This is a genomic window from Streptomyces sp. NPDC104831, assembly GCF_055583025.1.
Map to the genome: position 1 here is coordinate 23,444 of NZ_JBVJOT010000001.1, position 21,597 is coordinate 45,040.

The following is a 21,597-nucleotide window of genomic DNA, read 5'->3' on the forward strand; positions in this document are numbered from 1 at the left end:
GGGGACTGCCGATCTCCCCCCCCCCCCCTCCCCCCCCCCCCTCCCCTCTCTCCCCCCCCCCCCCCCCCCCCCCCCCCCCCCCCCCCCCCCCCCCCCCCGCCGGGTGCACGAGCCTTGGGTACGGGGGGAACCCCGGCTCCGTGCGACGGCCGATGACCAGTCGGCTCACTCTGTACTGCGTCACGGACCGCGAAAACGTCACACCTGACGCGGAGATTTTTCTACGGCCTGCGCAACCGCAGGTCAGGAGCGTGCCGACGGGGCCGGTCGGAGCGCGGTGCCGGCCGGGTCCGGCGCGGTGTCCGGCCGCTTCCCGCGCGGTGGGTCGGGGGCGAAGGCGGAGGGACGGGGGGCGGGTGCGGCGCCACCGCGGTGCCGGCCGCCGTGGCCGGGACCGGAGCCGGGAGGGGCGGAGGCGTCGTCACCACCCCGGCCGCCGTCCCGGCGACCCCCCTCACCCCCTTGGCCACTCTTGTCACCCTTGCCGCCCTTGTCCGTCCTCTCCTTCTTCTGCTCCTTCTTTTGTTTCTTCTCCTTCTGCTTGCCGGCGTCCTCGCTCCGGCCGTTCGCGGTGCCGGGCGCGTGGCCGCCGTCGCCCAGCAGGACCGCGCAGTAGCGGGTCGTCCGGCCGGGGCCGCCCGCCAGGTTTTCCAGGGCGCGTCGGCGCCCGGCGTCCAGGCCCTTGCCGTCCCGCAGCGCACGGCAGGCGTCGGCGGGGCGGAGCCATCCGGTGCCGGGGTGCGCGGAGGGGGCGCCGGAGCCGGGCGCGGTGCTCCGGCCGGGGCCGTCTTCCGGCCGGCCGGTCCCGCCGGGACCGCTGCCGCCGCTCCCCTCGGGCCGGACGCCCCGAGTACCCGCGGCACCCGGGGCGCCGGGACCCGTACCGGGGTCCGGCGCGGCCGGCGGGGACGCGGAGGCGAGTGGCTGTCCGGTAGCGGTACCGGTGGTGGCGGAGGCGGCGGGGCGGGGCGCGGCATCGCCGAACGGCGTGGGCAGTACTCCGCTGCCCGCGGCCACGGCGACCCCGCCGAGGGTGCCGACGGTCAGCGCGGCGGCGAGCGCCAGGCGCGCCGGGCGGACCAGCCGGGGGCGCCGGGCCGGGATTCCGGTACGGTCCGCGCCGGTGACGCGGATCAGACCGGCGTCGGCGCCGGACGCCGGCGCGCGGGCGGCGGAGGGGGCGTGCGCGGCGGCGGTGCGCTCCGCCTCGGCGGCCTCGCGGGCCTTGCGGAACGCGGCCAGGGCGGCCTGCTCACCGGGGAGTTCACCCGTGGCCGGGGCCGCCCCGGCGGACAGTGCGCGAAGCGCCCGGGAGAGGCCTTCGGCCTGGTCACGGGCGGCGGGGGCGACGGCTTCCGGCGACTCGCCGCGCAGCAGACGTTCCGCCGTCCCACGGTCCAGCCACTTGCCCTGCTCGTCGGCCATCACATGTCCTTCTGCGTCCGCGCACGCGTATGCGTCACAGTTGCGGACGTCACCGCGCCACGGCGCGGTTCTCGCTGTGGCGGGAGGGCGTCGAGTCCGCCCGCCGATTCCGGATCCGCGCCGATCAGTTCGGCGAGCCGTTTCAGCCCGCGGTGCGCCGCGGTACGGACGGCACCCGCGCGTTTGCCGAGCGTCTCGGCGGCGGTCTTGGCGTCCAGGCCGACGACCACGCGCAGGACGACCGCCTCGGCCTGGTCCTGCGGGAGCCGGGCGATCAGGGACAGGGCGCTGTCGGTGGACAGGGCCTCGATGGCCTCGCCCGCCGTGTCGGACTCCGCGGGCCGGCCGGTCAGCTCGGTCTCGTCGCCGCCTATGGCGGGGCGCCGGCCGCGCATGCGGATGTGGTCCAGGGCGCGGTTGCGGGCGATCCGGGCGGCCCAGCCGCGGAACCGGTCGGCGTCGCCGCTGAAGCGGTCCAGGTCGCGGGCGATCTGGAGCCAGGCCTCGGAGGCGACGTCCTCGGCGTCCGGGTCGCCGACGAGGGTGCGGACGTATCCCAGCAACCGGGGATGCACCGCGCGGTACATCGTGCGGAACGCGGTCTCGTCCCCGCCCTGTGCCGCGCGCACGGCGGCGGTCAGCTCCGCGTCGTCCCCCAGCACCGCACTCCCTTTACGCCTGTCTTCGGTCGGCGCGAAAGGCACGTTACGGCGTGAAAGGGCCGCTCGTCCATGTCCGTAAAAGATGCAACTAACTCGTGACCGGGGCACCGTGTGCGCACGGTGAGGACGTGCCGTGGCCGGGTGTGACAGAAACGGCACGCACGGCGCTGAAGGAAGTACGGGCCGTGCTCGGCCCGTCCGCGCGACGGCCGGGGCCTCTCCTGTGGGGGGTGGCGGCCCCGGCCGTTCGCCTTGGCGACCGCGGCGGCGCGCCCGGTCCGCGGCCCGGCGGCGAACCGCCCCTCCGGCGCGGGGGCGCGTACGCGCGCCGCCGGCCGCCGCGCCGTTCAGCCCGGCTCGTCCCCGTCCCGGACCCGCACCCCGCGTCCGGAGCCTGCCTCCCGCGTGCCGTCGGCGGCCAGCCGGTGGGCCAGGCGGCGCAGGCCCCGGTAGGCGGCCGTGCGCACGGCGCCGGGGCGTTTGCCGAGGACACGGGCGGCGGCCGGGCCGTCGAGGCCGACGACCACCCGCAGCAGCACCGCCTCGGCCTGGTCCCGGGGCAGCGCGCGCACCAGCTCCAGCGCCCGTGCGGTGGACAGCGACTCCATGGCCTGGTCGTGGGTGCTGTGCCGGCCGGGCAGGTCCAGGGCGTCCTGTTCCAGCGGCGCGGGCCGGGGCCGGGACCGCTGCCGGCGCAGGTGGTCCAGCGCGCGGTGCCGGGCGATGGTCGCGGTCCAGCCGCGGAAGCCGGCCCCGTCGCCCCGGAACCGGCCGAGGTCCCGGGCGATCTCCAGCCATGCCTCGGAGGCGACGTCCTCCGCCTCCTCGCCGACCAGGCCCCGCAGATAGCCCAGCAGTCCGGGGTGCACGATCCGGTAGGCCACCGCGAAGGCGGTCTCGTCACCGTCCTGGGCCCGCGCGACGGCCGCGCCCAGCTCCTCGTCCCGCGGCTGCGGGCGGCGGGGTACCCCTCCCTGGCCCAAGACCGTCCTCGTTCGTGCCGAGTTCCTGGCCACTGCGTGGCGCCTGCCTCGCGGCGCGACACGCTCCGGCCGTGTCGGTCGCCCTTCACGATCATCAGCGCCGGTCCCGGCGGAAGTGTCACAGCCGGACGGCGTCCCGCCCGGCCGGTCTCAGGGGTGGGTGGTCGCCTCCCGGCACAGCAGCCGGAGCGAGCCGTGACCGCCGTAGCAGCGGCGGGCCTCGTCGATGGGGTCCCACAGCCGGCCGTCCGGGGTGCGCACCCAGTGTTCGCCGCCCGTCGCCCACCACTCGGCGCCGGTCTGGCGGACGACGACCTCGCCGGCGTAGGCGCCGAAGCCGCGCAGGACACCGCGGACGGCGGCGTACGGCGGTCGCTCCCGGCGTATCTCCTCGATCATCCGGTCCACCCGCCACAGGCTCCGCGCCGAGTAGTCGAGCCGCACCCGGGCGCCCTCACGCATCGCCGCCACCGCGTCCGCCGCCCAGCGCGCGGGTTCCGCCGCGACCCGCGGCCTGGCCTCCGGTCGTGCCGTCCCGTACCGGGCCGTCGGATGAGCTGTCGCACCGGCCGGGGCCCGGCCGGTCGCAGCGGCTGTCACTGGGGCTGTCACGTGGGCTGTCACATAGGGAAGAGCGAGCGGGGGCGGGGTCGCGTCACCGGGTTCCGGCCCGTTTCGCCAAACGTTTCGCCAACCGCCGCAGGACCACCCCACGTCCATCGCACGAAGGTCACAGGGCCGGTCCCGCCAGGGTGCGCGACCCCGGCTCGGCCGTGCCGCGCGCCCGCCGTGAGACCACCGCGCGCAGCACCCGGCGGCCCTCCACCGACACCTCCAGCGCCCGGCGCAGCCCTTGGGCGCCGTGCCCGGCGAGGAGTTCCAGGACGGTGATCTGACGGCGCAGCTCGGCGGCGGCGAGTGGCGGCAGGAGGGCCGGGTCCGCCAGGTCCGGCCGGTCGTGGCCGGCGGGGGCCGCCGGGTCCAGCAGCCGGTGGACGCGCAGCGAGGCGGCCGAGCAGGCGTCGGCCCAGGGCCGTACCGCGCCGGCGGTGCGCTCGGCCGGGGCGGACTCCAGCATGCGGTGGACGAGCAGCGCGGCCTCGTCGCCGGCGGGCCGTCCGGCACCGAGCGCCTCGCGCACCCGGGTGAGGTCCGCGGCCCAGTCGGAGCCGTCGGCGAGGCTCGTCCACAGCGGGCGCAGCAGCGCGTCACCACCGCCGAGCAGCGGAAGGCACCGATCCAAACAAGCCAGTCCGCCGGCGGCCAGTCCGCGTTCGTCGGCCTGCGCGATCAGTTCCACCAGGCTCATGGAAAGCCTCCCTCGCCAGGGCACCGACCGGTACGGAGCCCGCGTTTCCCCTTACTGCGTGCGACGGGGCGGGAGTGTCACAGCGCGGGTTTTCAGCCAGACTCCGATTCCGGCAAGGGCACCTCGCCCGAGCGGACCCTGTCCGGTTCGCCCACCGTCGCGGCCCGAGCGCGGCCGGGCGCCGGGGCGCCGTCGGCGGCACCCGCGCGTACGTCCGACGTGCGCGCGGGTGCCGGAACACACGGGCGGACGCCGCGCGTCCACCCGGGTCTCAGCCGAGCCGGTCCGCCAGTTCGCGGAACTCCGTCCAGGACAGCGCGGGGCTGTCCGGGTCCCACAGCTTCTGCACGGTGGCCCGCAGCGGCATCCGGATCCCGGCGGCGACCTGGGCCTCGGTCTGCGCGTGCGGGAGGTCGCACCACACCGCGAACGACCCGCCGAGGATCTGCCCGTCGTAGCGGGCGGGCACGGCGGTCGTGCCGCGCAGCACCCGCGGGGTCCACTGCTCGTAGATCCGCTTCCCGGTCGGGTAGACGAAGGTCTGCGGCTGGCCGAGCACGTAGTAGAGGAACTCGTCGTTGTAGTTGAGCACCTGGCGGCCGGCACCCAGGTACTCGGCCGGGGGCCGGGCGCCGATCTCCTTGCCGGTCCAGTAGGCGACCTGGAGCTTCGGGTCGGGCCGCACGGAGGTGTTCCGGAAGAAGCCGTCGTTCCAGGCCCGTACGGTCCTGCCGTGGGCGCGGACGGTGGCGGCGCGGGCGTCGAGCCAGCCGGTGGTGAGGTCGGCGACGGTCCCGCCGGGCCCGTACGCGCGCCGCGCGGCGGCGGCCAGCTGCGGGTAGGAGGCCTGCGGGTCCCGTACGGTCAGCGCCTGGTACTCGTCCCCGCCCAGGTGCCACCGGCCGCCGGTGAACAGGCCGGCGTACTCGTTCAGCAGGTCGTCGACGAGCCTGGCCGAGGCGGGGTTGGAGATGTCGATCGCGCCGCGTGTCACCGCCCCGCTCGCGTTGCGCAGCATCAGGTCGGGGTGGGCGGCGAGGGCCGCGCCGAGGTGTCCCGGGGAGTCGATCTCGGGCACGAGGGTGATGTGCCGGCTGTCCGCGAGCGCCACGATCTTCTTGACCTGCGCCTTCGTCAGGTGGTCGGCGGAGACGATCTCGGGGTGGCTGTCGGATTGGATCCGGAAGGCCTGGTCGTCGGAGAAGTGCAGGCCCAGCTCGTTGAACTTCAGGTCCCCCAGCTCGCGTATCCGGTCCTCGATCCAGGACGCGGAGAACGGTTTGCGCGCGATGTCCAGCATGAATCCGCGCACCGGCTTGGCCGGCCGGTCGCGCACGACGCCCTCCGGTGCCGTGCCGCCGCCGTGGACCTCCTGCTTGAGGGTGCGGGTGCCGTAGAAGACGCCGGCCTCGCCGGGCCCGCTGATGTCGACGCGGCCGTCGCGGACGGTCAGGGTGTACGACTCCTGGTTCCCGCCCCCGCCGCCGAGCGCGAGCCGGACGTCGCCCGCCCGGGCGTCGTTCCCCTGCCCCGCGTACGCCAGTCCCAGCTCCCCGGCTATCAGCCGTCCCTCGTCGGCGAGCGCGGGGTCGGCCACCACCACCCGCGCCCCGGGCCGGGGCCGCCAGCCGGGGCCGCGCGCCGGGGTGTGGGAGCGGACCGCGGGTATCGTGCGCGGCGCCCGGGAGAGGGGGTACGTCCTGCTCGGGCTCGGGCTCGGACTCGGGGTCGGAGCCGCCGAGGGGCCGTCCGGGGCCGTGGGCTCGGCCCGGGTGGCGGCCACCCTGCCGGAGGAGGACTGCCGGGCGGTGTGCGCCGCGGGGCCGCCGCCGTCGGCCGAGGCCCACACGCCGAAGCCCGCGCCGAGCGCGACCGTCCCGGCGAAGGCGACGGCCGTCACCGCCCGCTTCCGTGTCACCTGTCGCGCCTGGTCCCGGCGCCTGTGCCTGTGCTGGGTCACCTTGACAACGTACGACCGTTACCCGGTTCAGCGGTCAGCCGGACGACGCGAAACTCTGCCGTTCGAGTGAAATTCGGTTATCGCTCGGACGCCGTATGACCACTCTCGATAACCTGACGACACTCACATCCTTCACACAATCCCCAGCCGCACCCCCTGTGACGCGAGGTCCCACGCTGCCCGGCCATTCGCTGCCCTCCCTCCCCAAGCCGCTCGACGCCTTCAACACCGCCGCCGCCGAAGAGGCGCGCGCCCTGCTCCTGCACTGTCTGCACAGCCCGCGCTGGTCGGACCGGCTCGCCGCGCACCGCCCGTACCCCGACCTGGACGCCCTGCTGGCCGCGGCGGACGAGGCGGCGTACGACCTCTCCCCGGCCGACCTGTCGCAGGCCCTGGCCGGCGAGTCCCTCCCCGAGCTGCCGGAGGACATCTACTCGGCCGCCCACATGGCCTGGAGCGCGGCCCACGCGGCCTACGAAGCCCGGTTCGGGCACGCGTTCGTCATCTACCTGGGCGATGTGCCTCCGGACGAGGGGCTCGACCGCATCCTCGAAGCGATCCGGTCACGATTGGCGAACGATCCCGAGGAGGAACGGGTGACGGCGGCGGAGGAGCTCCGGCGCCTGGCGCGGGGACGGCTGCGGCTCCTGCTCGGCGGCACGGGGGCCCGTACGACCAGCACAAACGCCCCCACACCCGGCAAATGAACACATTCGCCCCCGGCGCATGACGGAGGCCGGCGACCCGGCGCCCGCCCCCGCTAGCCCAACCGCGTGCCAAATTGATCACACAAGGTAGGCCCCCTGTAAGCGGCACGGCGGCACGTGGATACCATGCAGAGGGCCGGTGGACCGTACCCGGCCGGGCCCGACCGACAGTGAAGCCGGCGCGGCCCTAGTCCCCGCTCCCGGAGGGTTCTTCCGTGCCGGCTGGAACGCTGTACCGCGGCCGGGAAGGAATGTGGTCCTGGGTGGCTCACCGAGTCACCGGCGTCCTCATTTTCTTCTTCCTGTTCGTTCATGTGCTGGACACCGCTCTCGTGCGTGTCTCCCCCGAGGACTACGACAAGGTCGTAGCCACGTACAAGACGCCGATCGTCGCGCTGCTGGAGTACGGCCTCGTCGCCGCCATCCTCTTCCACGCGCTCAACGGCCTGCGTGTCATCGCCGTCGACTTCTGGTCGAAGGGCCCGCGCTACCAGAAGCAGATGTTCTGGACCGTGATGATCGTCTGGCTCGTCCTGATGATCGGGGCGATCTACCCGGTTCTCGGCCACGCCTACCGAGTCCTCTTTGGGAGCTGACGCCGATGTCCACGACTGAAACCACGGCCTCCGGAGTGGGCCCCGTCGAGGGCGCCCCCGTCTACACCGTCGATCATCCCGCCCCGCTGATCGAGGCCCCGCGCAAGCGCACCAAGAAGACCCCGAAGTCGACCCGGGGCAACTTCGAGCTGGCGGCGTGGCTGTTCATGCGCCTGTCCGGCATCGTGCTGGTCGTCCTCGTCCTCGGCCACCTGCTCATCCAGCTGGTGCTGGACGGTGGAGTCTCCAAGATCGGCTTCGCCTTCGTGGCCGGCCGCTGGGCGTCCCCGTTCTGGCAGGTCTGGGACCTGGTCATGCTGTGGCTGGCCATGCTGCACGGCGCCAACGGTCTGCGCACGGTCATCAACGACTACGCGGAGCGGCCGGCCGGCCGGCTGTGGCTGAAGGCTCTGCTCTACACCGCCACGGTGTTCACCATCCTGCTGGGCACGCTGGTGATCTTCACCTTCGACCCGAACATCCGCTAGGCACGGGGCTGCGAGAATCATGAAGATCCACAAGTACGACACCGTCATCGTCGGCGCCGGCGGCGCGGGCATGCGCGCCGCCATCGAGGCGACGAAGCGCAGCCGCACCGCGGTCCTGACCAAGCTCTACCCCACCCGCTCCCACACGGGCGCCGCGCAGGGCGGCATGGCCGCCGCGCTCGCCAACGTGGAGGAGGACAACTGGGAGTGGCACACCTTCGACACGGTCAAGGGCGGTGACTACCTGGTCGACCAGGACGCCGCCGAGATCCTGGCGAAGGAGGCCATCGACGCCGTCCTCGACCTGGAGAAGATGGGCCTGCCGTTCAACCGCACCCCGAACGGCACCATCGACCAGCGCCGCTTCGGCGGCCACTCGCGCAACCACGGCGAGGCCCCGGTCCGCCGGTCCTGCTACGCCGCGGACCGCACCGGCCACATGATCCTCCAGACGCTGTACCAGAACTGCGTCAAGGAGGGCGTGGAGTTCTTCAACGAGTTCTACGTCCTGGACCAGCTGATCACCGAGGTCGACGGCGTCAAGCGCTCCGCCGGTGTCGTCGCCTACGAGCTGGCGACCGGCGAGATCCACGTCTTCCAGGCGAAGTCCGTGATCTACGCCTCCGGCGGCACCGGCAAGTTCTTCAAGGTGACGTCGAACGCCCACACCCTGACCGGTGACGGCCAGGCGGCGGTCTACCGGCGCGGCCTGCCGCTGGAGGACATGGAGTTCTTCCAGTTCCACCCGACCGGCATCTGGCGCATGGGCATCCTGCTCACCGAGGGCGCCCGCGGCGAGGGCGGCATCCTGCGCAACAAGGACGGCGAGCGCTTCATGGAGAAGTACGCTCCCGTCATGAAGGACCTGGCGTCCCGTGACGTCGTGTCCCGCTCCATCTACACGGAGATCCGCGAGGGCCGCGGCTGCGGTCCCGAGGGCGACCACGTGTACCTGGACCTGACCCACCTGCCGCCGGAGCAGCTGGACGCCAAGCTCCCGGACATCACCGAGTTCGCGCGGACCTACCTCGGCATCGAGCCGTACACGGACCCGATCCCGATCCAGCCGACCGCGCACTACGCGATGGGCGGCATCCCGACGAACGTCGAGGGTGAGGTCCTGGCGGACAACACCACGGTCGTCCCGGGCCTGTACGCGGCCGGCGAGGTCGCCTGTGTCTCCGTGCACGGCGCCAACCGCCTCGGCACCAACTCGCTGCTGGACATCAACGTCTTCGGCCGCCGCGCGGGCATCGCCGCCGCCGAGTACGCGGCCAAGGCCGACTACGTCGAGCTGCCCGAGACGCCGGAGTCCTTCGTCGTCGAGCAGATCGAGCGGCTGCGCACCTCCACCGGCAACGAGCGGGTGGCGACCCTGCGCCGCGAGCTGCAGGAGACCATGGACGCCAACGTCATGGTGTTCCGCACCGAGCAGACGATCAAGACGGCGGTCGAGAAGATCGCCGAGCTCAAGGAGCGCTACAAGAACGTGGCGATCCAGGACAAGGGCAAGCGTTTCAACACGGACCTCCTTGAGGCGATCGAGCTGGGCAACCTGCTCGACCTGGCCGAGGTCATGGCCGTCTCGGCCCTCGCCCGCAAGGAGTCCCGCGGTGGTCACTACCGCGAGGACTACCCGAACCGCGACGACGTCAACTTCATGCGCCACACCATGGCGTACCGCGAGGTCGGCGCCGACGGCTCGGAAACCGTCCGTCTCGACTACAAGCCGGTCGTCCAGACCCGCTACCAGCCGATGGAGCGTAAGTACTGATGGCTACCCCTGTTCTGGACAAGGCGGACGCGGCCGGCCGGCCCGAGCCCGGCTTCGCCGACTCCCCCTACATCACGGTCACCTTCCGCGTCCGCCGGTTCAACCCGGAGGTCTCGGCGGAGGCCACCTGGGAAGACTTCCAGCTGGAGATCGACCCCAAGGAGCGGGTCCTCGACGGTCTGCACAAGATCAAGTGGGACATCGACGGCACCCTCACCTTCCGCCGGTCGTGCGCGCACGGCATCTGCGGCTCGGACGCGATGCGGATCAACGGCAAGAACCGCCTCGCCTGCAAGACGCTGATCAAGGACATCAACCCCGAGAAGCCGATCACGGTCGAGCCCATCAAGGGCCTGACGGTCCTGAAGGACCTGGTCGTGGACATGGAGCCGTTCTTCCAGGCGTACCGGGACGTCATGCCGTTCCTGGTCACCAAGGAGACGAACGAGCCGACCCGTGAGCGGCTGCAGTCCGCCGAGGACCGCGAGCGCTTCGACGACACCACGAAGTGCATCCTCTGCGCGGCCTGCACCTCCTCGTGCCCGGTGTTCTGGAACGACGGCCAGTACTTCGGTCCGGCCGCGATCGTGAACGCCCACCGCTTCATCTTCGACAGCCGTGACGAGGCGGGCGAGCAGCGCCTGGAGATCCTGAACGACCGCGACGGCGTGTGGCGCTGCCGCACGACCTTCAACTGCACGGACGCCTGCCCGCGCGGCATCGAGGTCACGAAGGCCATCCAGGAAGTGAAGCGCGCCCTGATCACGCGCCGCTACTGACCCGCGACGGCACCCCCGAGGGCCCCGCTCCGCCCAGGAGCGGGGCCCTCGTGCGTGTGCCGCGCGACCCGCCCCGCCGAGCCCCGCCGGAGTCCCTTCCGGTGGGGCTCCTCGATTCGCGGGGTCCGGGATCCTAATGTGACGACATGTCAGACGAAGAGTCGTACGAACTGCTCGGGTTCGACAATGTGCTGCTTCCCGTCGGCGACCTCGGCGAGGCCGTCGCCTTCTACGAGCGGGCCGGGTTCGCCGTGGGCTTCCGGCTCGACGAGGCCGGGATCGCGTTGCTGAAGGTCGGCGCGGAGACGCCCGGCATCCTGCTGCGCGCCGAGGAGGGGCTGGGGCACCGGCCGCCGCACTGGCCCTCGCCGCGGGTCTGGCTGGAGGTGCCGGACGCGCGGACGGCGGCGCGGGAGCTGGCCGCCGCCGGGATCCCGCCGCTGGACGAGATCGGACAGGGCGCCACCGGCTGGACCGTGGAGATCGCCGACCCCTGGGGCAACGTCCTCGGCTTCACGGACTACACCAAACGCCCTTCCCTGGCCCGCCGGAACTGAGCACCCGTCCCTCGGTTGAACGCGTTCAAAAACAGGTCTACAGTCATCCCTGTCAGCGTTTTGAACGCGTTCAAGAAGGGGTGGGGCATGGACCGCACCGTCATCGCCTACGTCATCTACCTGGTCGTCAGCATCGCGCTGACCGTCTGGGTGGCCCGCACGCTCAGCCGCAACGGCCGGATCTTCCTGGCCGACGTCCTGCACGGCGACGAGAAGCTCGCGGACGCCGTCAACCACCTCCTGGTGGTCGGCTTCTACCTCGTCAACCTCGGCTTCGTGGCGCTGTACCTGAGCGGTGACGAGACGATCGAGGACACCCGCGGCGTCTTCGAGGCCCTGTCGACCAAGCTGGGCGTGGTCCTGCTCGTCCTCGGCGCGATGCACCTCGGCAACGTCTACGTCCTCAACCGGATCCGCCGGCGCGGGATCATGGAGCGCGGTCAGCTGCCCCCGGTCGCCCCGCAGGAGTGGGTCGCGCCGACGGCCGGGCGGTGACCGGCGTGACCCGCGCGGCCACCGCCCCGGGCCGGGACGCCGCCGGCGTCCCGGTCCGCGGGCTGACCGTCCTGTACGACGAGCGGACCGCCGTGGGCGCCCACCTGAGCGGCTGGCTGGCGCGGCAGCCCCGGCTGGTGCCCCTGGAGCCGCTGCCGGCCGGCTCGGCCGCCGCCCGCGCCCGGTTCCCCGGGCTCGACCTCTCCGTCAGCCGCGAGGAGATCACCGTGGTCGGCGACTCGGGGCAGGTCTACCGGGGCCCGCGCGCCTGGATCGTCGTCCTGTGGGCCCTGCGCGAGCACCGTCCGCTCGCCCACCGGCTCGCCACCCCGGCCGGCGCGAAGGCGGCCCGCGGCGCCGTGCTCCGCGCGGCGAAGTGGCGGGGCCCCCAGGGGCCGGGCCCGCAGTGGGGCGGGCGGGTCTACCGGCGGTCCGACGGCTGGTCCTACCACCCGCGCACCGGCTGGACCTACGCGCCGCCGTCCCGCGCGGGGACCGCCCCGGCCAGTCGTTAGGCTCTTGACCGTGCCCGCGAAGAACGACGGCCCCGAGGCGGCCGGCCCCCAGAGCAGCAAGTCCGAGCAGACCCGCGCGCTGATCCTGGAGACCGCGATGCGGTTGTTCCAGGAGCGGGGCTACGACAAGACGACCATGCGGGCCATCGCCAAGGAGGCGGGGGTCTCCGTCGGCAACGCCTACTACTACTTCGAGGGCAAGGAACACCTGATCCAGGGCTTCTACGACCGGATCGCCGCCGAGCACCAAGCGGCGGTCCGGTCGGTGCTGGAGCGGGAGACCGACCTGGAGGCGCGGCTCGCGGGGGTGCTGACCGCGTGGCTGGACATCGCCCGGCCGTACCACGAGTTCGCGGTCCAGTTCTTCAAGAACGCCGCCGATCCCGACAGCCCGCTCAGCCCCTTCTCGCCGGAGAGCGAGCACGCGCGCGAGCAGGCCATCAGCGTGCACCGGCAGGTGCTGGCCGGCTCCAAGTCCAAGGTGGCCCCGGAACTGCGGGTCGTCCTGCCGGAGTTGATGTGGCTCTCGCAGATGGGCCTGGTGCTGTACTGGATCTTCGACCGCACGGAGAACCGCGAGCGCAGCTACCGGCTCGCGCGGCGCGGGGCCCGGCTGACCGCGCGCGGGGTGGCCCTGGCCCGCTTCCGGGTGCTGCGCCCGCTGGTCATGGAGGTCCACGAACTGTTCACGGACTTCCTGCCGGGCATGACGAGGGTCCTGCCGGACCCGGGGCGCGGGGGCGGGAAGAGCGGGTGACCGCTCCCGGGTGAAGGCGCGGGGAAGGGACACGGGCACACCGCGGATCATCGGGGCCGGCCCGGAGAAGTCCGGCCGAGCGGATCGGCCGCGGCCCGCACACCCCCGCGCCCTTGCGGACGCGGGGGTCTCCGTGTGCCCGCTATGAGTTTCGGCGCAGTGCGCGCACCCCGCGCAACCCGATGACCCCGATGACCGTCCCCAATACGAAGGAAACGACCGCCAGCAGCAGGTGCACCCAGAAGTACGCGGTCGGGTGACCGTCGTCGAAGGCGAGACCGCTGCCGTCCTTGACGAGATTCTTGACGAAAGTGACCCAGATGACCCAGCTCCACACCCCGAAGGCGAGCAGGAACCAGGAGACAGGGCGGCTGAGCTTCATGAGTCCAGTATCGCCGTCCGGTGTCCGGGTCCGTGCCGGGGGTGGGCGGCGGTCCCTGCTGGTCGCCTCCGCCACCGTGCTGTCCCTGTCCGTCACCGCGCCCGCCGCCCTGGCCGCGCCGGCCCCCACGACGAGCCCGACGGCCACGCCCCCGGCGCGGATGTCCACCCTCGGCGGCGCCCGGCTCGGAATGCCCGGCACGCAGGTCAACCTCGCCCCCGGGGTCCCGGTGCTGCCCAAGGGGCTGACCGGCCGCTCGTGGATCGTCTCCGACGCCGAGTCCGGCCAGGTCCTGGCCGCGCACAACGCGCACTGGGCACTGCCCCCGGCCAGCACACTGAAGATGCTGTTCGCGGACACCGTGCTGCCCCGGTTCTCCCAGGACACCCGGCACAAGGTGACACCGGCGGACCTCGAAGGGGTGGGCGCCGGCTCCAGCGTGGCCGGGATCAAGGAGGGCTCCACCTACTCCGTGCGCGACCTGTGGCTCGGGGTGTTCCTGAAGTCCGGCAACGACGCGGTCCACGTGCTGTCCGCGATGAACGGCGGCGTGGAACAGACCGTCGAGGACATGCAGGAGCACGCCGAGGAACTCCAGGCGCTGGACACCCGGGTCGTCTCGCCCGACGGCTACGACGCGCCGGGCCAGGTGTCCTCGGCGTACGACCTGACGCTGTTCGCCCGCTCGGGCCTGCAGAAGAAGGACTTCCGCGACTACTGCTCGACGGTCGACGCCAAGATCGGCCCGACCGAGATCCGCAACACCAACCGGCTGCTGAGCGGCGACAGCGACGTTCCGGTCTACCCGGGCATCGCGGGGGTGAAGAACGGCAACACCACCCACGCGGGCGCCACCTTCACCGGGGTCGCCGAGCGCGGCGGCAAGGTGCTGCTGGTCACCGTGATGAACCCGGAGAAGCACGAGCACAACGAGGTCTACAAGGAGACCGCGAAGCTGTTCGACTGGGGCTTCCAGGCGGTGGGCAAGGTGAACCCGGTGGGCGAGCTGGTGCCGCCGCGGAGCGCCGGATCGGCCTCCGCCGGGCCGGCCGCCGGCGCCTCCCCGGGGGCGGGCCCGCAGCAGTCGTCCGGCACGGCCGGCGCGCCGGGGGCGAAGGCGGCGGCCGGCGCCCCCACCGGTTCCGCTTCCAGCGGCGTCGGCACGGCGCTGGCCGTCGCGGGCGGACTGCTGGCGCTGCTCGGCGGCGGGGTGTTCCTGGTCAACCGGCGGTGGCCGCTGCCGGACCTGATGCGCCGCCGGTCCCGTCCCTGACGTCCCCGACCTCGGTCTCCTTGCTCCCCGTCGCCGTCCAGGAGGCACAGAACAGCACGATCTTGGCAGTGAAGTTGATCCACAGCAGCAGGGCCACGGGGACCCCGAACGCGCCGTACATGCTCTTCGCGGCCACACCCTGGACATAGCCGCTGAGCAGCAGCTTCAGCAGTTCGAAGCCGACCGAGCCGAGGAGGGCGGCGACCAGCAGGCGGCGGCGCGGCGGCTCGACCCCGGGCAGCAGGGTCAGGGCGTAGAGCAGGACCAGGAAGTCGGCGAGCACGGCGACGACGAAGGCGGCGAGCTGGAGCAGCGCGCTGCCCCAGCCGTGCTCGTCCAGGCCGAACTGCCGCGACACCAGGCCGACGGCGGCCGAGGCGAGGGTGGACGCGGCGAGCGTGACCAGCAGGGCGCCGCCGAGGCCGAGCAGGATGACGGTGTCCTTCACCTTGGCCAGGACCGGGTTCTCGTCCTGGTCCGGCAGCTCCCAGACCGCCCGCAGGCAGTCCCGCACCTGGCCGACCCAGCCGATGCCCGTGAACAGCAGCGCCGCGCCCGCGATGACCCCGACGGTGCCCGCGTTGTCCACCAGGGAGCTGAGGTCCAACTGGTCGGACAGCCCCGGGAACTGGTCGGCGATCCGCTGCTCCACGGTCTTCTGGCGGGCCGGGCCGAGCGTGCCGGCGGTGATCGCGGCGGCCACGGTCAGCAGGGGGAACAGCGCCACGAAGCTGACGAACGTCATGGCGGCGGCCAGCCGGGTCCACTTCACCCGGTCCAGTCGCTCGTAGCACCGCCACGCGTGGGTGATCGTCAGGCGGGTGACGACCGGCCCGATACCGGGCAGCTTCTTCAGCCAGTCCATGATCCGACTCTGCCCGCTGCGCCGGGATACCAACACCGCGTTTCTTCGCCGGAACGGTCATATGCGAGCGATACGGTCATCTGTCATGAAGGATGCCACCGAACTGCCCCGGTCCCTGCTCGTCCTCGGCGGCACGTCCGAGATCGGGCTGGCCACCGCGCGCCGTCTGATCGCCCGCCGCACCCGCACCGTGTGGCTGGCGGGGCGGCCCTCCCTCGCGCTGGAGAACGCGGCCGGGAGCCTGCGGGCACTCGGCGCGGACGTCCACACCGTCGCCTTCGACGCGCTCGCCCCCGAGACCCACGAGGGCGTCCTCGGCAAGGTGTTCGCCGACGGCCCGGTCGACATGGTGCTGCTCGCCTTCGGCGTCCTCGGCGACCAGGCGCACGACGAACGCGACCCGGTCCGCGCGGTGCGGGTCGCCCAGACCAACTACACGGGGGCCGTCTCGGCGGGACTGGTCGCCGGCCGCGCGCTCCAGGCCCAGGGCCACGGGTGGCTCGTCGTGCTGTCCTCCGCCGCCGCCGAGCGCGCCCGCCGCGCCGACTTCATCTACGGCTCCAGCAAGGCCGGCCTCGACGTGTTCGCCCAGGGCCTCGGCGACGCCCTGTACGGGACGGGCGCGCGGGTCATGGTCGTACGCCCCGGCTGCGTCCGCACCCAGGGCACGGCGGGACGGGCGCGCACCCCGCTGGCCACCACCCCGGAGGCGGTGGCCACGGCCGTCGAACTGGGCCTGCGCCGCGACGCGGAGACGGTCTGGGTCCCGGGCTCCCTCCGTCTGCTGACGACGGCGCTACGGCACGCGCCCCGGGCGCTGTTCCGGCGCCTGCCGCTGTAGCGCCCCCCGGGCGCGCGTCACGGCGCGACGCGCGGGGCGCACACGTCCGCGTGGCCCGGCTGGACCGGTACGACCGGCCCGCCGAAGGTGTACTCGCGCAGCTTGCGCCAGACGCCGTCGGCGCCCTGTTCGTACAGCGCGAAGCCGGTGCACGGCCACGCGGCCTCGTAGTCCGCCAGTTCCTCGAAGGCGCGGTCCATCGCCGCCTCCTCGATGCCGTGCGCGACGGTGACGTGCGGGTGGTACGGGAAGAGCAGCTCGCGCGCCACCGGCCCCGACGCGTCCCGGATCCGCTGCTGGAGCCGGGCGCACGCCTCGGCGCCCTCGGCGACGCGGACGTAGACCACCGGCGACAGCGGCCGGAAGGTGCCGGTGCCGGACAGCCGCATCGGGAACGGGCGGCCCGCCGCGGCGACCTCGGACAGGTGCGCGTCGACCGCGGGCAGGCCGGCCTCGTCCACCTCGGTCGGCGGCAGCAGCGTGACGTGGGTGGGGATGCCGTGAGCCGCGGCGTCGCCGAAGCCCGCGCGCCGCTCCTGGAGCAGGCTGCCGTGAGGCTCCGGGACCGCGATCGACACGCCGATCGTTACGGTCCCCACGTCGTCTCCTGTCGTCGGGTCTGTCGTCGTCTCGGCCGTCTCGTCCGGCCGTTGGCATCGACTGTACGGCCACGGGTGTCCCGTGGGCAGGCGCGGCGGAAGTGATGTGCAGCGCTCTGCCCACGCGGATTCGTGCGGTCGTACGCCTCAGTGCTTGGCGGGCAGGAAGCCCACGCGGTCGTACGCCTGCGCGAGGGTCTCGGCGGCGACGGCGCGCGCCTTCTCGGCGCCCTTGGCGAGGATCGAGTCCAGCGTCTCGGCGTCGTCCAGGTACTGGTGGGTGCGCTCGCGGAACGGCGTGACGAACTCGACCATGATCTCGGCGAGGTCGGTCTTGAGGGCGCCGTACATCTTGCCCTCGTACTCCTGCTCCAGCTCGGCGATGCTCTTGCCGGTGAGCGTGGAGTGGATGGTCAGGAGGTTGGAGACGCCCGGCTTGTTCCCGGTGTCGTAGCGGATCACCGTGTCGGTGTCGGTGACCGCGCTCTTCACCTTCTTGGCCGTGGTCTTCGGCTCGTCCAGGAGGTTGATCAGGCCCTTCGGCGTGGACGCCGACTTGCTCATCTTGATCGTCGGGTCCTGGAGGTCGTAGATCTTCGCCGTCTCCTTGAGGATGTACGGCTTGGGGATCGTGAAGGTGTCGCCGAAGCGGCCGTTGAAGCGCTCGGCGAGGTCGCGGGTCAGCTCGATGTGCTGGCGCTGGTCCTCGCCGACGGGCACCTCGTGGGCCTGGTACAGCAGGATGTCCGCGACCTGGAGGACCGGGTAGGTGAACAGGCCGACGGAGGCCCGGTCGGCGCCCTGCTTGGCGGACTTGTCCTTGAACTGGGTCATGCGGGACGCCTCGCCGAAGCCGGTGAGGCAGTTCATGACCCAGGCCAGCTGGGCGTGCTCGGGGACGTGGCTCTGCACGAAGAGGGTGCAGCGGTCGGGGTCCAGACCGGCGGCCAGCAGCTGGGCCGCGGCCAGGCGGGTGTTGGCGCGCAGCTCCTTCGGGTCCTGCGGGACCGTGATCGCGTGCAGGTCGACGACCATGTAGAAGGCGTCGTGGGACTCCTGCAGGGCCACCCACTGGCGGACGGCGCCGAGGTAGTTGCCGAGGTGGAACGAGCCAGCCGTGGGCTGGATGCCGGAGAGCACGCGAGGTCGGTCAGCCATACCCCTTATTGTCGCAGAGGCACGGGGCGGGTTCGGCGGGTGGGGAACCGCGGGCCGGTCACGCCCGGGCGGGGGCCGCATGCCGCACGCGGCCCCGCGCCCCTTGCGGGGTGTCTCAGCCGAGGTCGACTTCCGGGTAGAGGGGGAAGCCCGCGACCAGGTCCGTGGCGCGCCCGGCGATCTCCTGGGCGACCTTCTCGTCGAGGACGTGGCTCGCCTTGGAGGGGGCGCCGGACTTGGTGGTGCCCGCCTCGGTGGTGGTCAGCACGCGGTCGATGAGCGCCGCCACCTCGTCCATCTCCGCCGTGCCGAGGCCGCGGGTGGTCAGCGCGGGGGTGCCGACGCGGATGCCGGAGGTGTACCAGGCGCCGTTCGGGTCGGCCGGGATGGCGTTGCGGTTGGTGACGATGCCCGAGTCGAGCAGGGCCGCCTCGGCCTGGCGGCCGGTGAGGCCGTAGGACGTGGCGACGTCGATCAGGTTGAGGTGGTTGTCCGTGCCGCCGGTGACGAGGGTGGCGCCCCGGCGCGTCAGGCCCTCGGCGAGGGCGCGGGAGTTGTCGACGATGCGCTGGGCGTAGTCCTGGAAGGCGGGCTGCCGGGCCTCGGCGAGGGCGACGGCCTTGGCGGCCATGACGTGCGGGAGCGGGCCGCCGAGGACCATCGGGCAGCCGCGGTCCACCTGGTCCTTGAGGGAGTCGTCGCACAGCACCATGCCGCCGCGCGGGCCGCGCAGGGACTTGTGGGTGGTGGTGGTGACGATCTGGGCGTGCGGGACCGGGTCGAAGTCGCCGGTGAGGACCTTGCCGGCGACGAGGCCGGCGAAGTGGGCCATGTCGACCATGAGGGTGGCGCCGACCTCGTCGGCGATCTCGCGCATGATCCGGAAGTTCACCAGCCGGGGGTACGCGGAGTAGCCCGCGACGATGATCAGCGGCTTGAACTCGCGGGCCTGGGCGCGCAGCGCGTCGTAGTCGATCAGGCCGGTGGCGGGGTCGGTGCCGTAGGAGCGCTGGTCGAACATCTTGCCGGAGATGTTCGGGCGGAAGCCGTGGGTGAGGTGGCCGCCGGCGTCCAGGGACATGCCGAGCATGCGCTGGTTGCCGAAGGCCTGGCGCAGCTCGGCCCAGTCGGCGTCGGTGAGGTCGTTGATCTGGCGGGCGCCGGCCTTCTCCAGGAAGGGGACCTCGACGCGGTCGGCGAGGACGGCCCAGAAGGCGACGAGGTTGGCGTCGATGCCGGAGTGCGGCTGGACGTAGGCGTGGCGGGCGCCGAAGAGTTCGCGGGCGTGTTCGGCGGCGAGGGCCTCGACGGTGTCGACGTTGCGGCAGCCGGCGTAGAAGCGGCGGCCGACGGTGCCCTCGGCGTACTTGTCGCTGAACCAGTTGCCCATCGCGAGCAGGGTCGCCGGGGAGGCGTAGTTCTCCGAGGCGATCAGTTTGAGCATTCCGCGCTGGTCGGCGACCTCCTGGCCGATGGCGTCGGCGACGCGCGGCTCCACGGCGCGGATGACGTCGAGGGCGGCGCGGAAGGCGGTGGACTCGGTGGAGAGGGGGGCGGCGTTCTCGGGCATCGGGGACCTCCGGACGATGTGCGTACAGCGTTCACGTTCGGCCCAGGCGCACGGCACTCTTTACCGCTCGGGCCGCTCCCTGATGGTCCGTCCCATCCCAGCGCGCCAGTCACGGCCCGGCTCTCAGCCTACCGGGCGCGCCGGGCGGGGAAGATCCCGCGTCCACCATGCGAGCGGGGTTAAGAAGGAGGTCGTCGTCGTATCCGGACCGATCCGGGAGAGTCCGTGACCGCTGCCGAAGAAGACCTCATCGCCCTCGCCGACGCGCACTGCGCGCCCACCTACGATCCGCTGCCGGTGGTGCTCGCCACGGGTGAGGGGGCGTGGGTGACGGACGTGGCGGGGCGGCGGTACCTGGACCTGCTGGCCGGTTACTCGGCGCTCAACTTCGGGCACGGCCATCCGCGGCTGGTGGAGGCGGCCCGGCGGCAGCTGGAGCGGCTGACGCTGACCTCCCGCGCCTTCCACCACGACCGGTTCGGGGCGTTCTGCGCCCGGCTGGCCGAGCTGTGCGGGATGGAGATGGTGCTGCCGGTGAACACGGGCGCGGAGGCGGTGGAGAGCGCGCTCAAGGCGGCCCGGAAGTGGGGGTACCGGGTGAAGGGGGTGCCCGCGGAGATGGCGAAGGTCGTCGTGGCGGCCGGCAACTTCCACGGCCGTACGACGACCGTCATCAGCTTCTCCACGGACTCCGGGGCGCGGGCGGACTTCGGGCCGTACACCCCGGGGTTCGAGATCGTGCCGTACGGGGATCTGACCGCGATGCGGGCGGCGCTGACGGAGAACACGGTGGCGGTGCTGCTGGAGCCGGTGCAGGGCGAGGCGGGGGTGATCGTGCCGCCGGCCGGTTACCTGGCGGGGGTGCGGGAGCTGACCCGGGAGCGGAACGTCCTCTTCGTCGCCGACGAGGTCCAGTCCGGGCTGGGCCGGACCGGGCGGACCTTCGCGTGCGAGCACGAGGGGGTCGTGCCGGACGCGTACGTGCTGGGCAAGGCGCTGGGCGGCGGGATCGTGCCGGTGTCGGCGGTGGTGTCGAGCGCGGCGGTGCTCGGGGTGTTCCGGCCGGGCGAGCACGGGTCGACGTTCGGCGGGAACCCGCTGGCCTGCGCGGTGGCGCTGGAGGTGATCGCGTTGCTGCGGACCGGGGAGTACCAGGAGCGGGCGGCCCGGCTGGGCGAACGGCTGCACCGGCTGCTGGGCGAGCTGCCGGGCACGGGCCGGGTGACGGCGGTGCGCGGACGGGGGCTGTGGGCCGGGGTGGACGTCTCCCCCGCGGTGGGCACCGGGCACCGGATCGCCGAGCGGCTGCTGGCCCGTGGGGTCCTGGTGAAGGAGACCCACGGGTCGACGGTCCGTCTCGCGCCCCCGCTGGTGATCGGCGAGGAGGACCTGGAGTGGGGGGTGGAGCAGCTGCGGACGGTGCTGTCCGGGGCGTGATCAGCGCAGGGGGAGGTCGATGCCGTGCTCGGCGGCGGGCCGGGGCCCGAGGATGCGGCGGTCGGATTCCCCGATGGCCACGTCGTTGATGCTGGCCTCGCGGCGGCGCATCAGGCCGTGCTCGTCGAACTCCCACAGTTCGTTGCCGTAGGAGCGCCACCACTGGCCGCCGGTGTCGCGGCACTCGTACTGGAAGCGGACGGCGATGCGGTCCTCGTGGAAGCTCCACAGGCTCTTGCGCAGCGCGTAGTCCAGCTCGCGGCGCCATTTCCCGGTCAGGAAGGCGACGATCTCCTCCCGGCCGGCGAGGAAGCGGTCCCGGTTCCGCCAGACGCAGTCCTCGGTGTAGGCGAGGGCCACCCGGTGGGGGTCGCGGGTGTTCCAGGCGTCCTCGGCGGCCTGGACCTTCTGCCGGGCGGTTTCCAGGGTGAACGGCGGGCAGGGCGGGCGGCCTTCGGGCACGGC

General features: G+C 72.9%; 24 protein-coding genes and 1 riboswitch. Of the genes, 12 read left to right on the forward strand and 12 right to left on the reverse strand.

What is annotated here, in order from left to right; all coding sequences use genetic code 11:
- Positions 1–243: 243 nt before the first annotated feature.
- From ACZ63H_RS00095 to ACZ63H_RS00120, 6 genes are all read right to left on the reverse strand, one after another.
- Positions 244–1,425, reverse strand: a complete 1,182-nt coding sequence (locus tag ACZ63H_RS00095; RefSeq protein ID WP_469860594.1) for a hypothetical protein — start codon at positions 1,423–1,425, stop codon at positions 244–246.
- Complete coding sequence (locus ACZ63H_RS00100) at positions 1,425–2,087, reverse strand: RNA polymerase sigma factor (RefSeq protein ID WP_469860596.1); 663 nt, start codon at positions 2,085–2,087, stop codon at positions 1,425–1,427. Before ACZ63H_RS00100 ends, ACZ63H_RS00095 begins: the two co-directional genes overlap by 1 nt.
- A 347-nt stretch (positions 2,088–2,434) precedes the next feature.
- Positions 2,435–3,070, reverse strand: a complete 636-nt coding sequence (locus ACZ63H_RS00105) for an RNA polymerase sigma factor (RefSeq protein WP_469860597.1) — start codon at positions 3,068–3,070, stop codon at positions 2,435–2,437.
- A gap of 150 nt (positions 3,071–3,220) precedes the next feature.
- Positions 3,221–3,532, reverse strand: a complete 312-nt coding sequence (locus ACZ63H_RS00110; RefSeq protein ID WP_469860598.1) for a hypothetical protein — start codon at positions 3,530–3,532, stop codon at positions 3,221–3,223.
- 268 nt (positions 3,533–3,800) lie between these two features.
- Positions 3,801–4,379, reverse strand: coding sequence for a hypothetical protein (locus tag ACZ63H_RS00115; protein ID WP_469860599.1), 579 nt, complete (start codon positions 4,377–4,379; stop codon positions 3,801–3,803).
- 271 nt (positions 4,380–4,650) lie between these two features.
- Positions 4,651–6,297, reverse strand: coding sequence for a beta-N-acetylhexosaminidase (locus ACZ63H_RS00120; protein WP_469860959.1), 1,647 nt, complete (start codon positions 6,295–6,297; stop codon positions 4,651–4,653).
- A 200-nt stretch (positions 6,298–6,497) separates the two neighbouring features.
- On the opposite strand from ACZ63H_RS00120, the gene ACZ63H_RS00125 reads away from it, so the two are divergent.
- The 9 genes from ACZ63H_RS00125 to ACZ63H_RS00165 all read left to right on the forward strand — a co-directional run bounded on the left by ACZ63H_RS00125 (position 6,498) and on the right by ACZ63H_RS00165 (position 13,007).
- Positions 6,498–7,046 (forward strand): 2-oxo-4-hydroxy-4-carboxy-5-ureidoimidazoline decarboxylase, encoded by a 549-nt coding sequence (locus tag ACZ63H_RS00125; protein WP_469860601.1) that lies wholly within the window; start codon positions 6,498–6,500, stop codon positions 7,044–7,046.
- 215 nt (positions 7,047–7,261) lie between these two features.
- A complete protein-coding gene (sdhC, locus tag ACZ63H_RS00130; protein ID WP_469860603.1) occupies positions 7,262–7,642 on the forward strand; it encodes a succinate dehydrogenase, cytochrome b556 subunit in 381 nt (126 codons plus the stop codon).
- Between the two features lie 5 nt (positions 7,643–7,647).
- Positions 7,648–8,130 (forward strand): succinate dehydrogenase hydrophobic membrane anchor subunit, encoded by a 483-nt coding sequence (locus ACZ63H_RS00135; RefSeq protein ID WP_469860605.1) that lies wholly within the window; start codon positions 7,648–7,650, stop codon positions 8,128–8,130.
- Between the two features lie 19 nt (positions 8,131–8,149).
- A complete protein-coding gene (gene sdhA, locus ACZ63H_RS00140; protein ID WP_469860607.1) occupies positions 8,150–9,904 on the forward strand; it encodes a succinate dehydrogenase flavoprotein subunit in 1,755 nt (584 codons plus the stop codon).
- Positions 9,904–10,683: a succinate dehydrogenase iron-sulfur subunit gene (locus ACZ63H_RS00145; protein WP_469860609.1), complete on the forward strand. Its 780-nt coding sequence runs from the start codon at positions 9,904–9,906 to the stop codon at positions 10,681–10,683. Before sdhA ends, ACZ63H_RS00145 begins: the two co-directional genes overlap by 1 nt.
- 146 nt (positions 10,684–10,829) lie before the next feature.
- Positions 10,830–11,240, forward strand: coding sequence for a VOC family protein (locus ACZ63H_RS00150; RefSeq protein ID WP_469860611.1), 411 nt, complete (start codon positions 10,830–10,832; stop codon positions 11,238–11,240).
- An 87-nt stretch (positions 11,241–11,327) separates the two neighbouring features.
- On the forward strand, positions 11,328–11,735 hold the full coding sequence (locus tag ACZ63H_RS00155) for a hypothetical protein (protein WP_469860613.1): 408 nt from the start codon (positions 11,328–11,330) through the stop codon (positions 11,733–11,735).
- Entirely contained in the window at positions 11,732–12,250 is a 519-nt protein-coding gene (locus tag ACZ63H_RS00160; RefSeq protein WP_469860615.1) for a thiol-disulfide oxidoreductase DCC family protein, read from the forward strand. The genes ACZ63H_RS00155 and ACZ63H_RS00160 overlap by 4 nt, the downstream gene beginning before the upstream one ends.
- Positions 12,251–12,260: 10 nt before the next feature.
- Positions 12,261–13,007, forward strand: coding sequence for a TetR/AcrR family transcriptional regulator (locus ACZ63H_RS00165; RefSeq protein ID WP_469860617.1), 747 nt, complete (start codon positions 12,261–12,263; stop codon positions 13,005–13,007).
- A 142-nt stretch (positions 13,008–13,149) separates the two neighbouring features.
- On the opposite strand, the gene ACZ63H_RS00170 is transcribed toward ACZ63H_RS00165, so the two are convergent.
- The gene (locus ACZ63H_RS00170; RefSeq protein WP_030600834.1) at positions 13,150–13,389 is read right to left on the reverse strand and encodes an SCO4848 family membrane protein; all 240 of its coding nucleotides are present in this window, start codon (positions 13,387–13,389) and stop codon (positions 13,150–13,152) included.
- Between ACZ63H_RS00170 and ACZ63H_RS00175 the strand changes: the two genes are divergently transcribed.
- The gene (locus ACZ63H_RS00175) at positions 13,388–14,662 is read left to right on the forward strand and encodes a D-alanyl-D-alanine carboxypeptidase family protein (protein WP_469860619.1); all 1,275 of its coding nucleotides are present in this window, start codon (positions 13,388–13,390) and stop codon (positions 14,660–14,662) included. The genes ACZ63H_RS00170 and ACZ63H_RS00175 overlap by 2 nt on opposite strands.
- Here the strand turns inward: ACZ63H_RS00175 and ACZ63H_RS00180 are convergent.
- Positions 14,610–15,527 carry a YihY/virulence factor BrkB family protein gene (locus ACZ63H_RS00180; protein WP_469860621.1) on the reverse strand — a complete coding sequence of 306 codons (918 nt, stop codon included), beginning with the start codon at positions 15,525–15,527 and terminating at the stop codon, positions 14,610–14,612. The genes ACZ63H_RS00175 and ACZ63H_RS00180 overlap by 53 nt on opposite strands.
- A gap of 85 nt (positions 15,528–15,612) precedes the next feature.
- Here ACZ63H_RS00180 and ACZ63H_RS00185 point away from each other — a divergent pair, with 85 nt between their 5' ends.
- Entirely contained in the window at positions 15,613–16,368 is a 756-nt protein-coding gene (locus ACZ63H_RS00185) for an SDR family NAD(P)-dependent oxidoreductase (protein WP_469860623.1), read from the forward strand.
- Positions 16,369–16,385: 17 nt separating this feature from the next.
- Here the strand turns inward: ACZ63H_RS00185 and ACZ63H_RS00190 are convergent, their stop codons facing one another.
- The 3 genes from ACZ63H_RS00190 to ACZ63H_RS00200 all read right to left on the reverse strand — a co-directional run bounded on the left by ACZ63H_RS00190 (position 16,386) and on the right by ACZ63H_RS00200 (position 19,695).
- Positions 16,386–16,967, reverse strand: coding sequence for a 2'-5' RNA ligase family protein (locus tag ACZ63H_RS00190; protein WP_469860625.1), 582 nt, complete (start codon positions 16,965–16,967; stop codon positions 16,386–16,388).
- 147 nt (positions 16,968–17,114) lie between these two features.
- Positions 17,115–18,125 carry a tryptophan--tRNA ligase gene (trpS, locus tag ACZ63H_RS00195; protein ID WP_469860627.1) on the reverse strand — a complete coding sequence of 337 codons (1,011 nt, stop codon included), beginning with the start codon at positions 18,123–18,125 and terminating at the stop codon, positions 17,115–17,117.
- 115 nt (positions 18,126–18,240) lie between these two features.
- Entirely contained in the window at positions 18,241–19,695 is a 1,455-nt protein-coding gene (locus ACZ63H_RS00200; RefSeq protein ID WP_469860629.1) for a glycine hydroxymethyltransferase, read from the reverse strand.
- 33 nt (positions 19,696–19,728) lie between these two features.
- Positions 19,729–19,818: riboswitch (ZMP/ZTP riboswitch) on the reverse strand.
- Between the two features lie 102 nt (positions 19,819–19,920).
- Here ACZ63H_RS00200 and rocD point away from each other — a divergent pair.
- Positions 19,921–21,132, forward strand: coding sequence for an ornithine--oxo-acid transaminase (gene rocD, locus ACZ63H_RS00205; RefSeq protein ID WP_469860630.1), 1,212 nt, complete (start codon positions 19,921–19,923; stop codon positions 21,130–21,132).
- On the opposite strand, the gene ACZ63H_RS00210 is transcribed toward rocD, so the two are convergent.
- The gene (locus ACZ63H_RS00210; protein ID WP_469860632.1) at positions 21,133–21,594 is read right to left on the reverse strand and encodes a nuclear transport factor 2 family protein; all 462 of its coding nucleotides are present in this window, start codon (positions 21,592–21,594) and stop codon (positions 21,133–21,135) included.
- Between the last annotated feature and the right edge of the window lie 3 nt (positions 21,595–21,597).